Raw genomic sequence first — 14754 nt, 5'->3', positions numbered from 1 at the left:
GGGAACCCGAGGTTGAATATAGGGGGCTAGATGATACGCATATTTCTAATAATTGCAAGAGTTGATTACATTTGCGTTTTATATTTTATGGTAATTGACGAATGCTTTTAGGGTCTTTATTCTACTTGCATTTTTCATCAAATTTGAAAGGAGAGAAAATGGAATTACACAATATTCGTGATGAATATACTAAACGCGTGCTTTCACAAAATGATTGCTATGAAAATCCAATTTCGCAATTTGAACAGTGGCAGAAAGAGGCAATTCATGCGCAAGTTAATGAGCCTACCGCAATGAATATTGCGACTGTTGATGAACAAGGTCGCCCAAATAGCCGAATGGTTTTGCTAAAAGAAGTCACTGAACAAGGTTTTGTCTTTTTTACCAATTATCTTAGCCGAAAAGGCAGCTGTATTGAGAGTAATCCTTATGTCGCGCTGACTTTCTTTTGGCCTGAATTGGAACGCCAAGTGCGGATTGAAGGTAAGGCGGTTAAAATTTCAGCAGAACAATCCGATAAATATTTTGCTACCCGACCTTACACCAGTCGTATAGGTGCTTGGGCAAGTGAACAAAGTGCGGTGATTTCTAATTATAAATCTTTACTAGCAAAAGCCGCATTGGTTGTTGCTAAACATCCGTTAAACGTGCCTCGACCAGATTATTGGGGCGGCTATTTAGTCGTGCCAGAAACCGTGGAATTTTGGCAAGGGCGACCAAGCCGTTTACATGATCGCATTCGTTATCGTAAAGAAAGCGATAATTGGATTAGAGAAAGACTTTCGCCTTAGTAAATTGAGCATAAAAATAACCGCACTTTAGTTGTATCCCCAAAGTGCGGTTAATTTTTTTACAAATTTTCGTGCTAAAGTTGTTTATTAATGCGTGCTAGTACTTGTCGTTGTACGATTTGCCCGTTTACGATCGTTTTCCGTTAAAAGTTTTTTACGGATACGAATCGATTCAGGTGTCACTTCCACTAATTCATCGTCATCGATAAATTCAATGGCTTGTTCAAGACTGAATTTTACAGGTGTAGTCAGCACAATCGCATCGTCTTTACCTGACGCACGCATATTGGTCAGTTTTTTACCTTGTAAGCAGTTTACAGTTAAGTCGTTTGAACGACTATGAATACCGATAATTTGCCCTTCATAAACTTCCACGTTTGCATCAATCATTAACTTACCACGTTCTTGTAAGCCAAATAATGCGTAACCCAGTGCTTTACCTGTTGCGTTTGAGATTAATACACCATTTTTACGTTGGCCAATATCTCCACCTTTGATTTCATCATAGTGGCTAAAGCTTGAGTAAAGTAAGCCTGTGCCAGAAGTCATGGTCATAAAATCGCCACGGAAACCAATTAATCCGCGGCTAGGAATGATATATTCTAAGCGAACGCGGCCTTTACCGTCAGGCAACATGTCTCGAACTTCACCTTTACGGATACCCAATGCTTCCATCACTGAACCTTGATGCTGTTCTTCCACATCGATAGTTACTTGTTCGTATGGCTCTTGTTTTTTACCGTCAATATCACGATAGATTACTTTAGGACGAGAAACGGCAAGTTCATAACCTTCACGACGCATATTTTCAATTAATACAGAAAGATGTAATTCCCCACGACCAGAAACACGGAATTCATCTGGGTTTGGGGTTTCTTCTACGCGTAATGCCACGTTGTGAACCAATTCTTTATTTAAACGTTCAAGAATTTGACGTGATGTGACATATTTTCCTTCTTGCCCTGCAAATGGAGAGGTGTTTACACAGAAGAACATGGTTACTGTTGGTTCATCAACAGTTAATGATGGCAGTGCTTCAACTGCGTTAATATCACAAATCGTATCTGAAATATTTAATTCTCCTAAACCCGTGATCGCAACAATATCGCCTGCATAAGCAACGTCTTCTTCATAACGTTGTAAACCAAGATGACCAAGTACTTGACCGATACGACCTTGACGAGTTTTTCCTTCACTATTGATGATAGTAACAGGTTGATTTGGTTTAATTGAACCACGCTTAATACGACCAATGCCGATAACGCCTACATAGTTGTTGTAGTCTAATTGTGAAATTTGCATTTGGAATGGCGCATCAAGTTCTACTTTGGGCGGTTCTACATATTTCACAATGGCTTCAAATAATGGCGTCATATCTTCCGCTAAATCTTCGTGTTCAAGACCTGCAACACCATTTAATGCTGAAGCATAGATAATTGGGAAGTCTAACTGTTCATCGCTTGCACCAAGATTGACAAATAAGTCGAATACTTGATCTACAACCCAGTCAGGACGCGCACCAGGGCGATCAACTTTATTGATGACCACGATTGGTTTTAATCCGTGAGCAAATGCTTTTTGAGTCACGAAACGCGTTTGTGGCATTGGGCCATCAAACGCATCAACAACTAATAGAACAGAATCTACCATAGAAAGCACACGTTCAACTTCGCCACCGAAGTCGGCGTGTCCTGGAGTATCCACGATGTTAATACGGTAGTCATTCCAGTTAATCGCGGTATTTTTTGCAAGAATTGTAATGCCACGTTCTTTTTCAAGATCATTTGAGTCCATAACGCGTTCATCTACATCACCACGTGCAGATTCAAAAGTACCAGATTGTTGCAGAAGTTTATCTACAAGAGTGGTTTTACCATGGTCTACGTGCGCAATAATTGCGATGTTACGGAGTTTTTTAATATCAATTTCGTTTTTCATTATCTAATGCTTCGAGTAAGGTGCAATTTTGCACGGTATATGATTTTATAAAAAAGGTGCAATTTACTGCACCTAATCCTAATATAGGTTGTTGTCTTATGTTGAAGAAAACGAGGCATTATACCTCAGGTTTATTTGCGTAGTCTCATTTTCTTTGCTTTCAAAGCTTTTTTTATATCATTAGGTAAACGTAATATATCCCAGATCAACCGAAAAACCAGATTTTGGTAAATTCTTGGTTTGGAATATATACCAATTTTTTTATATACAAACTTCGGCGGAATTAAAATATCTTGCGTGTAATTTTTCTTTTCTTCAGGAATAAAAGTAAATGGGTTATTCAGTGGTGATAAAGGAAAATAATTACATAGAGGACTTTCTGGCGAAATACAGTAAATATTTACACCATAATGTTTTTGTAAGAAATAAAGTGCATTTAAATCATATTCCATAGAATGGATATCATTTTGACTTTTATTTTGTGAAAAAGAAGGTAATAATTTAATAATATTTTCTTTTTGATGATGAAATGCGTAAGGATTCCCTTTTTCTTGATAAAAATCAATGCCTGTCAAATAAAGATCTTTATAACCCATAGCAGTTGCCACTGCACACATATAGACGCCTGATGTAATCCTCTTATTCTCATATAGTTCGTGATATTGTAAATGAGCATCAAAAGCTCGTAGTTTTTTTAAATAGTTATGACCAAGATCAATTTGTGGTAATAATTTTTCTAAACGCTGGATTATCTTTAATTCTGAATCCCCTAAATTCAGAAAAGATGACAAAATAATATCAGCATATTCATATTCATTATTTTTAATTAATTGCAGAAACGTATAGTATTGTTCAAAAATTACAGAAAAATTAAAAAATACCTTTTTTATTTTCTTACCAAGAAAATAATGATCTTCAAAATAAAATTGATTGCAACGGAAAACATCATAATCTTTAGGTAATAAACTATAGTCAATTGATTTTAAACTTGTTCCATTACCTGCAATAATGACAGACTTTGATTGATTGATTGATTGATTGATTGATTGATTGATTGATTGATTGATTGATTGATTGATTGATTGATTGATTGATTGATTGATTGATTGATTGATTGGGCATATTGTACCGTTCATTGAATAAAATACAACTTATTTTTAATAGCAGCTATTATACAGGCTTTCCGTGCTTTTTACTATAACGCCACAACAAATCTAATGAAAGTCAGATTTGATTAGACTATAATGCTTACTTAATTTTTTATATAGAAAGAGGATCTACTATGTCAGATGCCATTGCTTCCGTGTTTAAATTGATCGAAGAGAATGATATTAGGTTTGTATTGCTTCGTTTTACTGACATTAAAGGTAAAGAACATGGTGTTTCTATCCCAGTTAGCCTTGTTGATGAAGATATGTTTGAAGACGGCAAGATGTTTGATGGTTCCTCTGTAGAAGGATGGAAAACCATTAATAAAGCCGATATGTTGCTTATGCCAATGGCTGAAACCGCAGTTGTCGATCCATTCGCGCAAATTCCAACGCTTTCTATTCGTTGTAGTGTTTATGAACCAACGACAATGCAAAGCTATGATCGCGATCCGCGCTCTATTGCAATTCGTGCAGAAAATTATATGCGTTCAACTGGCATTGCGGATCAAGCTTTTTTCGGCCCAGAGCCTGAATTCTTCTTATTTGATGATGTGCGTTTTAATGTATCAATGAACAAAGCGTCTTTTTCTATTGATGATATAGAAGCTGCTTGGAACACGAATAAAAAATATGAAGAAAGTAATAATGCTTATCGTCCATTGAAAAAAGGCGGATATTGTGCCGTTGCACCAATTGATAGTGCGCACGATATTCGTTCTGAAATGTGCTTGATTTTAGAAGAAATGGGATTAGTCATCGAAGCCCATCATCATGAAGTGGCGACTGCAGGGCAGAATGAAATTGCGACTAAGTTCAATACACTGACTTTAAAAGCGGATGAAACCCAAATCTATAAATATGTGGTGCAAAATGTGGCATTGGAGCATGGCAAAACAGCATGTTTTATGCCAAAACCAATTACTGGAGATAATGGTTCGGGTATGCACTGTAATATGTCGTTAAGTAAAGACGGTAAAAACATTTTCCAAGGCGATAAATATGCAGGTCTTTCTGAAACCGCACTTTACTACATCGGCGGTATCATTAAGCACGCTAAAGCCTTAAATGCGTTCACTAATTCAAGTACTAATTCATATAAACGTTTAGTGCCGGGTTATGAAGCACCTGTATTGTTGGCTTATTCTGCAAGTAATCGTTCTGCCTCAATTCGTATCCCTGCTGTAACCAATCCAAAAGCGATTCGCATAGAAGCGCGTTTCCCAGATCCTTTAGCAAACCCATATTTAGCATTTGCTGCATTATTGATGGCTGGTCTTGATGGTGTAGTAAACAAAATCCACCCAGGCGATGCAATGGATAAAAACCTTTATGATCTTCCTCCAGAAGAATTAAAAGATATTCCAGCAGTGGCAAGCTCGTTAGAAGAAGCATTGAATTCATTAGAAAAAGACTATGAATTTTTAACACAAGGTGGCGTATTTGCTAAAGATTTTATTGATGCGTTTATCGGTATCAAACGTAAAGAAGTGGAACGTTTAAATATGGCACCACATCCAGTTGAGTTTGAGATGTATTATGCGTAATCATTGATGAAATCATTTTTAAAAGTGCGGTAGAATTTACCGCACTTTTCGTTTGAAATTGTTTATAACGAGACTCGGGTAAAAATGTCGAATACAAATAGAACAATTCTAGTCACTGGTGGAGCGGGTTTTATTGGTTCTGCGCTTGTCCGTTATCTTCTTGAAAAGACACATAATAAGATCGTAAATGTTGATAAGCTGACTTATGCAGGAAATTTATCCTCACTTAAAACTGTAGAAAACCATCCACGTTATGCTTTTGTACAAGCAGATATTTGTGATACTAAGGCGTTGTCTTATATTTTTGCACAATATCAACCTGATGCCGTTATCCATCTTGCCGCTGAAAGCCATGTTGATCGTTCTATAAACGCTTCTTCAGCGTTTATACAAACTAACATTGTAGGCACTTACAGCCTACTTGAATCGACTCTAAACTATTGGCAGCGTTTAGATAATCAAAAAAAATCCAGATTTCGATTTCTACATATTTCCACCGATGAAGTTTATGGCGATTTAAAAAGTAATAAAGGTTTATTTACTGAAACATCAGCTTATAAACCTAGTAGCCCTTATTCTGCTTCAAAGGCGGCAAGCGATCATCTTGTGCAGGCTTGGTATAGAACATATGGGTTACCGACAATCATTACACATAGTTCAAATAATTATGGCCCGTATCAGTATCCTGAAAAATTAATTCCATTGATGATTTTAAATGCGATAGAGGGAAAAACACTGCCTATTTATGGTGATGGTTTACAAATTAGAGATTGGTTATTTGTTGAAGATCATATTGATGCACTATATAACGTTTTGACGAAAGGAACTATTGGGGAAACCTATAATATTGGCGGAAATAATGAAAAGTCCAACATTGAAGTGGTGCGTTCTATTTGTTCTTTATTGGAAGAATTTTTACCTAATAAACCAAAACCTATTGATAAATATGAAGATTTAATTTGCTATGTGCAAGATAGACCAGGTCACGATCTTCGTTATGCGCTTAATACAAGTAAAATCAATGATAAGTTAGGTTGGGTGCCTAAAGAGACTTTTGAATCTGGATTAAGAAAAACGGTAATTTGGTATTTAAATCATCAAGATTGGTGTCAAAAAGTGAGTGAATAATGCCAAATAATTAACTATCAGAAATAAAGCTGGTATAGTTTCTAAATTTATTTTGTTTATATATGGGGGAATAAATATGCAAATTACACTTTCAAATACCTTAGCGAATGACGCTTGGGGAAAAAATGCGATTTTGAGCTTTGACTCTAATAAAGCTACGATTCATTTAAAAAATAATGAAAAAACTGACCGCACTTTAGTTCAACAAGTTGCTCGTAAATTACGTGGGCAGGGGATTAAAGATGTGGAATTAGTCGGTGAAGGATGGGATTTAGAATTTTGCTGGGCGTTTTATCAAGGTTTTTATACCGCAAAACAAGATTACGCGATTGAGTTTCCACATTTAGATGATGAACCGCAAGATGAATTGTTAGCACGTATTGAATGTGGCGATTTTGTGCGTGGAATTATTAATGAACCAGCACAAAGTCTAACGCCAGTTAAATTAGCGGAGCGTGCGGCTGAATTTATCTTAAACCAAGCGGACATTTATAATGAAAAAAGTGCGGTAAGTTTTAAGATTATTTCTGGAGAGGAACTTGAGCAACAAGGTTATTACGGAATTTGGACAGTAGGGAAAGGCTCTGCTAACTTGCCCGCTATGTTGCAACTTGATTTTAATCCAACACAAGATCCGAATGCGCCCGTGTTAGCTTGTTTAGTTGGCAAGGGGATTACCTTTGACAGTGGCGGCTACAGCATTAAACCAAGTGATGGAATGAGTACAATGCGAACTGATATGGGCGGGGCAGCATTATTAACAGGGGCTTTAGGTTTCGCTATCGCTCGTGGATTAAATCAACGTGTTAAATTGTATTTATGTTGTGCAGAGAATTTGATAAGCAATAATGCCTTTAAGCTAGGCGATATTATTACTTATAAAAATGGCGTGAGCACAGAAGTGCTGAATACTGATGCGGAAGGTCGTTTGGTGTTAGCTGATGGATTAATTGAAGCGGATAGTCAAAATCCAGGTTTTATTATTGATTGTGCGACTTTAACTGGCGCAGCAAAAGTGGCGGTAGGAAATGACTATCATTCTGTATTATCTATGGATGATGATCTCGTGAAGAATCTTTTCCAATCAGCACAAGAGGAAAATGAACCTTTCTGGCGTTTACCATTTGAAGATTTTCATCGTTCACAAATTAATTCATCTTTTGCCGATATTGCTAATATTGGTTCGGTTCCAGTTGGAGCTGGGGCAAGCACAGCAACGGCATTTTTATCGTATTTTGTAAAAAATTATAAACAAAATTGGTTGCATATTGATTGCTCCGCGACTTATCGTAAATCTGGTAGTGATTTATGGGCTGTTGGGGCAACAGGAATTGGTGTGCAAACTTTAGCAAATTTAATGTTATCAAGATCATTGAAGTAAGGAGATGTGATGACAGAAAGAACTTTTTCGATCATTAAACCTGATGCGGTAAAGCGTAATCTAATTGGGGCGATCTTAACTCGTTTTGAGCAAAATGGCTTTAAAATCATAGCCTCTAAAATGGTACGCTTAACTCGTGAGCAGGCTGAAGGCTTTTATGCAGAACATCAAGGCAAAGAATTTTTTGCTCCTTTGGTCGATTATATGATGTCTTCACCGATAGTGGTTTCTGTTCTTGAAAAAGAAAATGCAGTGAAAGATTACCGCACTTTGATTGGTACAACGAATCCAGAAACTGCAGCAGAAGGTACAATTCGTAAAGATTTTGCATTAAGTCAGCGTGAAAACTCAGTTCACGGATCAGATAGTATAGAAAGTGCAAATCGTGAAATTGCTTATTTCTTTACTGATTCTGAAATTTCTGAGCGTTAATTGATAGCAAAAAGCACCTAAAAGTTTTAGGTGCTTTTAAATTTTTAATGCTTACAAAATTAGACTTTCTTAAGGTTTATAGATGAACTCAATTCCTTCATCGTCTTCTTCGCTCCAATCATCATCCCAATCTTCGTCATCATCAAATTGATGCTCTGCTAGTTGTTCTTGATGATAATCCTCCCATTTGAATTTTACTTCTTCAGGTGCAACTTGCTGTATTTCAGCTTCGCGTGGATTCGCTATGATAAAGTCCATAATATCACGACAAAGTGGAGAAACATTTTTCCCTGTTGCCGCTGAAATGAAGTAATAATCTTCTTCCCAACCTAATTGTTCAGCAATTTCTCTGGCTCGCTCTTCAGCTTCTTCATCGCTCATCGTATCAATTTTATTGAATACCAACCAACGCGGTTTTTCTGATAGTTTTTCACTGTATTGGAAAAGTTCAGATTCAATAATAGCTATGTTATCTGCTGGATTAGATCCATCAATTGGAGCAATATCGACTAAATGAATAAGCACTCTACAACGTTCTAGATGTTTTAAAAAACGAATTCCTAACCCAGCACCATCTGCTGCGCCCTCAATTAATCCGGGAATATCAGCGACTACGAAACTGTGTGAGTCATCCACTTTCACAACACCGAGACTTGGTACTAAGGTAGTAAATGGATAATCTGCAACTTTTGGTTTGGCTGCTGAAACGGCACGAATAAAAGTGGATTTACCAGCATTAGGTAAACCGAGCATTCCCACATCAGCAAGTAGCATTAATTCCAATAATAAATCGCGTTTTTCGCCCGGTGTTCCCATTGTTTTTTGACGCGGTGCACGGTTTACCGATGATTTGAAACGGGTATTCCCTAAGCCATGATAACCGCCTTTAGCTACCAACATTTTTTGACCATGTTGGGTTAAATCCCCCAAGGTTTCTTTGGTGTCGTTATCAATAGCACGAGTTCCCACGGGAACAGGTAAAATAATATCTTTACCGCGACGTCCTGTACAATCTGAACTCCGTCCATTCTCTCCACGCTCTGCGGCAAAGCGTTTATTAAAGCGATAATCGATTAAGGTATTGAGGTTTTCATCGGCTTGTAAATAGACATCGCCACCATCGCCACCGTCGCCACCATCAGGGCCGCCTTTCGGAATAAATTTCTCTCGACGGAAACTTACGCAACCGTTACCACCATCCCCAGCCTCAATTCGAATAAGGGATTCATCAATAAATTTCATTAAAACTTCTCCAAAATAAACCGCACTTTAATGAGTTCTATGCGGTAATAATTTATGTCCAATTGCGGATAAAATTGCCCCGCATACTACAACAAATGCGCCAATATAGCTAATATTATTCAATTCTGGGGGTGCAAAATCTGATGGGCTAAAATAATGGGCAATATGGGAAAATAGGATTGTGAAAAGAGGTACAAGAGTGATAACAACGCTGACTTTTGATACATCCCAACGATTAAGAGCTTCCGCATAAGAGCCGTATCCAATTAAGGTATTTAAACAGCAGTAAATAAAACAAATCAGAGCTAAAGGTGTGAGTTCTTGCACTTGCGAGAATTCAGCCATCGGCATAAAGACTATGGCACAACCTAAATACATCATTAGCAAGATTTGTTGTGAATTAAATTTACGTAACATTAATTTTTGCGCCATTCCATAAGCGACCCAAATAAGAGCGCCCCCTATACTTAAAATGACACCTGTTGAATACTGATTTAGTCCAGAAAATACAGCAAAACGATCATTAAAGAATAAACTTAGACCAATTAACAATAAGAAAAGCCCGATCTTTTGGTGCAACCCTAATTTTTCTTTGAAGATCAGTACACCGCAGATGAGCATTCCAAAAGAGGATAAATGAATAAAAATTTGTGCAACTGACGGTTCAATGTAATTCAGCGAGCTACTAAATAATAGAAAATTGCCGGTAAGACCAATTACTCCAATAAGCATAATCCACGCATATTGACGAACTTTCATTAATTCAGGTAATTGTTTTTTATAAGCAAGTAAAGCCAATAATGAAACTGCAGCAATAATGAAACGATACCATACGATAGTTTGCGCATTCATTACAGACAAAACTTGTTTCAAAGCAATAGGCAATGACCCCCAAGCCATTGCAGCAATAAGTGCAAAGGTAAAGCCTAGTAAAGGTTGTTGTTTCATTGCGTTCTCACTTATGTGAAATTAAGAAAAAGACAAAACGCCCCACAAAATTGTAGGGCGTTTCAATGGAATAGATTTTAAATTATTCAGTAACAATACTTACGTATTTACGGCTTTTCTCGCCTTTTACTTCAAATTTAACTTTGCCATCTGCGGTTGCAAATAAGGTGTGATCTCTTCCCATTCCTACGTTGTTACCTGCGTGGAATTTAGTACCACGTTGGCGAACAATAATACTACCTGCTAATACAGACTCGCCACCGAAACGTTTAACACCAAGGCGTTTAGCTTCAGAATCGCGACCGTTACGAGTTGAACCACCAGCTTTTTTAGTTGCCATCTACTTGATCTCCTCTGAAATTATGCTTGAATCCCAGTGATTTTCACTTCTGTGAACCACTGACGATGACCTTGTTGTTTACGGCTGTGTTTACGACGACGGAATTTAACGATTTTAACTTTCTCGCCACGACCTTGTGCAACAACTTCAGCCACTACTTTTGCACCAGCAACTACTGGTGCACCAATTTTAACATCTTCACCATTAACGACCATCAACACAGAATCGAACTCAACTGTTTCGCCAGTTGCAAGTTCAAGTTTTTCTAAACGAACAACTTGACCTTCGCTCACACGGTGTTGTTTACCGCCACTTTGGAAAACTGCGTACATAAATACTCCGCTTAATTGTGTTTCTCTGCTCTTTAGCAGTCCACACTTAAAAATTCATATAAAATAGGTGGCAAATTCTACGGAAAAATCCTACCTATGGCAAGAATTTATTTACAATAAAATAAAAAAATTCCCTTCATTTGCGGATTGATTTCAGAAAGTCTGAAAATTCGGGTAAAATGCACCGCACTTTTGACTAATAATTGATGAAAAAATGAAGAAACAAGATCTTATGAGCATAGACGCGATCCAGAAACTTGCAGATCCCGATATGCACAAAGTTAATCAAAATATTCTTGCTCAGCTTAATTCAGATGTACCGCTAATAGGACAGTTAGGTTTTTATATTGTTCAAGGTGGCGGTAAGCGGATACGCCCGTTGATCGCAGTGCTTGCAGCTCGATCTTTAGGGTTCGAAGGATCTAATTCAATTACTTGTGCTACTTTTGTTGAATTTATTCATACCGCTTCTTTATTACACGATGATGTAGTAGATGAATCTGATATGCGTCGTGGGCGTGCTACGGCGAATGCTGAATTTGGCAATGCGGCGAGTGTGTTGGTAGGCGATTTTATTTATACGCGTGCATTTCAATTAGTTGCAAAATTAGAATCATTGAAAATTTTAAGTATTATGGCGGATGCGACTAACGTTTTAGCGGAAGGCGAAGTTCAGCAGTTAATGAATGTTAATGATCCTGAAACGAGTGAAGCTAATTATATGCGTGTAATTTATAGTAAAACTGCGCGTTTGTTTGAAGTGGCTGGACAGGCTGCGGCAATTGTCGCCGGTGGAACAGAAGCTCAAGAAAAGGCTTTACAAGATTATGGGCGTTATCTTGGAACTGCATTTCAGCTTGTGGATGATGTATTGGATTATAGTGCAAATGCACAAGCTCTGGGTAAAAATGTAGGCGATGATTTAGCTGAAGGAAAACCAACCCTTCCTCTGCTACATGCTATGCGTCATGGTAATGCTCAACAGGCAGCTTTAATTCGCGAAGCGATTGAGCAAGGCGGTAAACGTGAAGATATTGATGAAGTATTAGCTATTATGGCTGAGCATAAGTCTTTAGATTATGCGATGAATCGTGCAAAAGAAGAGGCTCAAAAAGCAGTAGATACAATCGAAATTTTGCCAGAAAGTGAATACAAACAAGCCTTGATTTCATTGGCATATTTGTCTGTGGATAGAAATTATTAGTCCATAATTTAGCTTATATACTTGAACCCATTAATTTTAATTAAACTTTATGAATACAGAACTTCAACCTAAACTAGAAATAAGTGCGGTCAATTTTCAAGCTAAACCGCGAAAACAAAAAATCCGTAAGGATCCTAACGCACCTTTTATTCGTGAAAAACTTGAGTTGCCAGATGGACACAATAAGCTCCTTTTGCATTCTTGTTGTGCGCCTTGCTCTGGCGAAGTGATGGAAGCAATTATTGCATCAGGCATTGAATTTACAATTTATTTTTATAATCCAAACATTCATCCACTCAAAGAATATTTGATTCGTAAAGAAGAAAATATCCGTTTTGCAAAAAAATTTGGTATTCCATTTATTGATGCTGATTACGATCGTCAAAATTGGTTTGATCGTGCCAAAGGAATGGAGTGGGAGCCTGAAAGAGGTATTCGCTGCACAATGTGTTTTGATATGCGTTTTGAAAAAACGGCTGAATATGCACATAAACACGGTTTCCCTGTATTTACTAGTTGCTTGGGAATTTCTCGCTGGAAAGATATGAATCAAATCAATGGCTGTGGACATCGTGCGGCGGAAAAATATGATAATGTAGTTTATTGGGATTATAATTGGCGCAAGGAAGGTGGTTCACAGCGTATGATTGAGATTAGTAAGCGTGAGCGATTCTATCAACAAGAATATTGCGGTTGTGTGTATTCTTTACGTGATAGTAATAAATGGCGAGAAGATACGGGTCGTCAAAAAATTGAAATCGGAAAATTATATTATAGTGCTGATTAAAAATAGAAAAATAAAGGTGCTGTTTCACAGAATTTGCTGAACAGCACCTTTTATTTAACTATTTTATCACTTCATCTTGATCATAATGATTAATTTTTAAACGTTGAAAATAATCTTTTGTTTCTTCAACGATCACTTTTCGCAATCCAATAAGCGCGATAAGATTTGGGAAAGCCATCAAACCATTTACAATATCGGCGATAATCCAGATTAAATTTAAGTGTAAGAATGCCCCTAAACCAACCAACATAATATAAGCTAGACGATATAGTTTTACGCCACGAATACCCACAAGATAAACGAAACAACGTTCCCCGTAATAACACCAACCTAAAATAGTCGTGAATGCAAAAAATAATAAGCCGACTGTTACAATCGTTGCGCCAATTGAAGTACCTAAACCTTGCACAAAGGCATAGTTTGTGACGGTAGCACCTGCTAATTCAGGATTGTTCCACGCTCCCGTTAATACCAATACAATACCTGTCATTGTACAAACAATAATGGTATCCAAGAATGTTCCTGTCATAGAAATTAAACCTTGACGAACAGGCTCACGAGTTTGTGCCGCTGCGGCTGCAATTGGTGCGCTTCCTAAACCAGATTCATTGGAGAAAATGCCGCGCGCAACGCCTGATTGAATCGCTTTCATTACAGTAAGCCCTACGGCACCGCCTAATGCAGCTTGCGGATCAAAAGCACTATCAATAATCAATAAAATCGCATCTGGTACTTTTTCTATATTCAAAAGGATAATAACCAGTGAAGTCGTGACGTATAAAATCGCCATAAACGGCACAATTACTGATGATGCGGTTGCGATACGTTTAACTCCGCCAAGAATGATTAAGCCGACTAAAAGTGTAACAATAATTGCTGTAACTAAAATGGGAATGTTAAAAGTGTCTTGCATCGCGTGAGTTATTGCATTGACTTGTGGGAATGTACCAATCCCGAAAAAGGCAACCATTACACCAAATAATGCAAATAATTTTGCCAGCCATTTAATACCTAGTCCGCGTTCAATGTAATACATCGGGCCGCCAGCCATAAAGCCATTTTTATCACGAACACGATATTTAACTGCGAGTAAACATTCGGCATATTTTGTTGCCATTCCTAACAAAGCAACCAGCCACATCCAAAAAATAGCCCCTGGCCCACCTGCTTGTACCGCAGTTGCCACGCCCACAATATTACCCGTTCCAATTGTTGCTGCTAATGCAGTACAAAGTGCGGCAAAAGAGGAAACATCTCCTTTTCCACCTTTATCTTTTTTGAACAAATAACCTAGTGCGCGTGGTAAGTAGCGAATTTGAATAAAGCCTAAGCGTAACGTTAAATAGAGTCCTGTACCAGATAATAATATAAGTAGCGGTGCACCCCAAATAAAGCTATCAATAGCTGAAAGAATTGACTCAATTGTCATGTGATTCCTCGTCGTTTAAATCAAAAATAAACACGACAAGAAGACGAAAAGATACAATGGAAAAGAAAGTGCGGTGAAAAATAGATAATTTCCACACTTACGATAGA

General features: G+C 37.5%; 14 protein-coding genes. 7 read left to right on the top strand and 7 right to left on the bottom strand.

Annotation, left to right across the window (positions count from 1 at the left end):
* The first annotated feature begins 158 nt into the window (after positions 1 to 158).
* A complete protein-coding gene (pdxH, locus tag ACPT8Q_RS02755) occupies positions 159 to 791 on the top strand; it encodes a pyridoxamine 5'-phosphate oxidase (RefSeq protein WP_005666106.1) in 633 nt (210 codons plus the stop codon).
* Between the two features lie 87 nt (positions 792 to 878).
* Here pdxH and typA read toward each other — a convergent pair whose 3' ends face one another.
* Complete coding sequence (gene typA, locus ACPT8Q_RS02750) at positions 879 to 2729, bottom strand: translational GTPase TypA (protein WP_005666104.1); 1851 nt, start codon at positions 2727 to 2729, stop codon at positions 879 to 881.
* A gap of 131 nt (positions 2730 to 2860) precedes the next feature.
* On the bottom strand, positions 2861 to 3865 hold the full coding sequence (locus ACPT8Q_RS02745; protein ID WP_167799865.1) for an alpha-2,3-sialyltransferase: 1005 nt from the start codon (positions 3863 to 3865) through the stop codon (positions 2861 to 2863).
* A 146-nt stretch (positions 3866 to 4011) separates the two neighbouring features.
* Here ACPT8Q_RS02745 and glnA point away from each other — a divergent pair, with 146 nt between their 5' ends.
* From glnA to ndk, 4 genes are all read left to right on the top strand, one after another.
* Complete coding sequence (gene glnA, locus ACPT8Q_RS02740; protein WP_005666098.1) at positions 4012 to 5424, top strand: type I glutamate--ammonia ligase; 1413 nt, start codon at positions 4012 to 4014, stop codon at positions 5422 to 5424.
* 84 nt (positions 5425 to 5508) lie between these two features.
* The gene (gene rfbB / locus ACPT8Q_RS02735; protein ID WP_061671312.1) at positions 5509 to 6552 is read left to right on the top strand and encodes a dTDP-glucose 4,6-dehydratase; all 1044 of its coding nucleotides are present in this window, start codon (positions 5509 to 5511) and stop codon (positions 6550 to 6552) included.
* Between the two features lie 76 nt (positions 6553 to 6628).
* Positions 6629 to 7933, top strand: coding sequence for an aminopeptidase PepB (gene pepB / locus ACPT8Q_RS02730; protein ID WP_050948853.1), 1305 nt, complete (start codon positions 6629 to 6631; stop codon positions 7931 to 7933).
* Positions 7934 to 7942: 9 nt separating this feature from the next.
* Positions 7943 to 8365 (top strand): nucleoside-diphosphate kinase, encoded by a 423-nt coding sequence (gene ndk / locus ACPT8Q_RS02725; protein ID WP_050948852.1) that lies wholly within the window; start codon positions 7943 to 7945, stop codon positions 8363 to 8365.
* A 69-nt stretch (positions 8366 to 8434) separates the two neighbouring features.
* Here the strand turns inward: ndk and cgtA are convergent, their stop codons facing one another.
* From cgtA to rplU, 4 genes are all read right to left on the bottom strand, one after another.
* Positions 8435 to 9607, bottom strand: a complete 1173-nt coding sequence (cgtA, locus tag ACPT8Q_RS02720; RefSeq protein ID WP_050948851.1) for an Obg family GTPase CgtA — start codon at positions 9605 to 9607, stop codon at positions 8435 to 8437.
* A gap of 27 nt (positions 9608 to 9634) precedes the next feature.
* Positions 9635 to 10555 carry a DMT family transporter gene (locus ACPT8Q_RS02715; RefSeq protein ID WP_050948850.1) on the bottom strand — a complete coding sequence of 307 codons (921 nt, stop codon included), beginning with the start codon at positions 10553 to 10555 and terminating at the stop codon, positions 9635 to 9637.
* A gap of 82 nt (positions 10556 to 10637) precedes the next feature.
* Entirely contained in the window at positions 10638 to 10895 is a 258-nt protein-coding gene (rpmA, locus tag ACPT8Q_RS02710) for a 50S ribosomal protein L27 (RefSeq protein WP_005539872.1), read from the bottom strand.
* Between the two features lie 20 nt (positions 10896 to 10915).
* Positions 10916 to 11227, bottom strand: a complete 312-nt coding sequence (rplU, locus tag ACPT8Q_RS02705) for a 50S ribosomal protein L21 (RefSeq protein WP_005655781.1) — start codon at positions 11225 to 11227, stop codon at positions 10916 to 10918.
* 214 nt (positions 11228 to 11441) lie between these two features.
* On the opposite strand from rplU, the gene ispB reads away from it, so the two are divergent.
* Both ispB and ACPT8Q_RS02695 read left to right on the top strand, forming a co-directional pair.
* Complete coding sequence (gene ispB / locus ACPT8Q_RS02700) at positions 11442 to 12431, top strand: octaprenyl diphosphate synthase (RefSeq protein WP_050948849.1); 990 nt, start codon at positions 11442 to 11444, stop codon at positions 12429 to 12431.
* A 49-nt stretch (positions 12432 to 12480) separates the two neighbouring features.
* Entirely contained in the window at positions 12481 to 13218 is a 738-nt protein-coding gene (locus ACPT8Q_RS02695) for an epoxyqueuosine reductase QueH (protein ID WP_050948848.1), read from the top strand.
* A gap of 58 nt (positions 13219 to 13276) precedes the next feature.
* Here the strand turns inward: ACPT8Q_RS02695 and ACPT8Q_RS02690 are convergent, their stop codons facing one another.
* The gene (locus tag ACPT8Q_RS02690; protein WP_050948847.1) at positions 13277 to 14647 is read right to left on the bottom strand and encodes an alanine/glycine:cation symporter family protein; all 1371 of its coding nucleotides are present in this window, start codon (positions 14645 to 14647) and stop codon (positions 13277 to 13279) included.
* Positions 14648 to 14754: the final 107 nt, after the last annotated feature.

It is taken from the genome of Haemophilus sp. HN_Hi10 (assembly GCF_049821985.1).
Lineage (GTDB): Bacteria > Pseudomonadota > Gammaproteobacteria > Enterobacterales > Pasteurellaceae > Haemophilus > Haemophilus influenzae_D.
The sequence above is the reverse complement of the archived record's forward strand: the minus strand, read 5'-3'. Positions and strand labels throughout refer to the sequence as shown.

What these genes read in the sequence shown, in the direction of transcription:
- pdxH (WP_005666106.1), top strand. Translation starts at nt 159, where the DNA reads ATGGAATTACACAATATTCGTGATGAATATACTAAACGCGTGCTTTCA.
- typA (WP_005666104.1), bottom strand. Translation starts at nt 2,729, where the DNA reads ATGAAAAACGAAATTGATATTAAAAAACTCCGTAACATCGCAATTATT.
- ACPT8Q_RS02745 (WP_167799865.1), bottom strand. Translation starts at nt 3,865, where the DNA reads ATGAACGGTACAATATGCCCAATCAATCAATCAATCAATCAATCAATC.
- glnA (WP_005666098.1), top strand. Translation starts at nt 4,012, where the DNA reads ATGTCAGATGCCATTGCTTCCGTGTTTAAATTGATCGAAGAGAATGAT.
- rfbB (WP_061671312.1), top strand. Translation starts at nt 5,509, where the DNA reads ATGTCGAATACAAATAGAACAATTCTAGTCACTGGTGGAGCGGGTTTT.
- pepB (WP_050948853.1), top strand. Translation starts at nt 6,629, where the DNA reads ATGCAAATTACACTTTCAAATACCTTAGCGAATGACGCTTGGGGAAAA.
- ndk (WP_050948852.1), top strand. Translation starts at nt 7,943, where the DNA reads ATGACAGAAAGAACTTTTTCGATCATTAAACCTGATGCGGTAAAGCGT.
- cgtA (WP_050948851.1), bottom strand. Translation starts at nt 9,607, where the DNA reads ATGAAATTTATTGATGAATCCCTTATTCGAATTGAGGCTGGGGATGGT.
- ACPT8Q_RS02715 (WP_050948850.1), bottom strand. Translation starts at nt 10,555, where the DNA reads ATGAAACAACAACCTTTACTAGGCTTTACCTTTGCACTTATTGCTGCA.
- rpmA (WP_005539872.1), bottom strand. Translation starts at nt 10,895, where the DNA reads ATGGCAACTAAAAAAGCTGGTGGTTCAACTCGTAACGGTCGCGATTCT.
- rplU (WP_005655781.1), bottom strand. Translation starts at nt 11,227, where the DNA reads ATGTACGCAGTTTTCCAAAGTGGCGGTAAACAACACCGTGTGAGCGAA.
- ispB (WP_050948849.1), top strand. Translation starts at nt 11,442, where the DNA reads ATGAAGAAACAAGATCTTATGAGCATAGACGCGATCCAGAAACTTGCA.
- ACPT8Q_RS02695 (WP_050948848.1), top strand. Translation starts at nt 12,481, where the DNA reads ATGAATACAGAACTTCAACCTAAACTAGAAATAAGTGCGGTCAATTTT.
- ACPT8Q_RS02690 (WP_050948847.1), bottom strand. Translation starts at nt 14,647, where the DNA reads ATGACAATTGAGTCAATTCTTTCAGCTATTGATAGCTTTATTTGGGGT.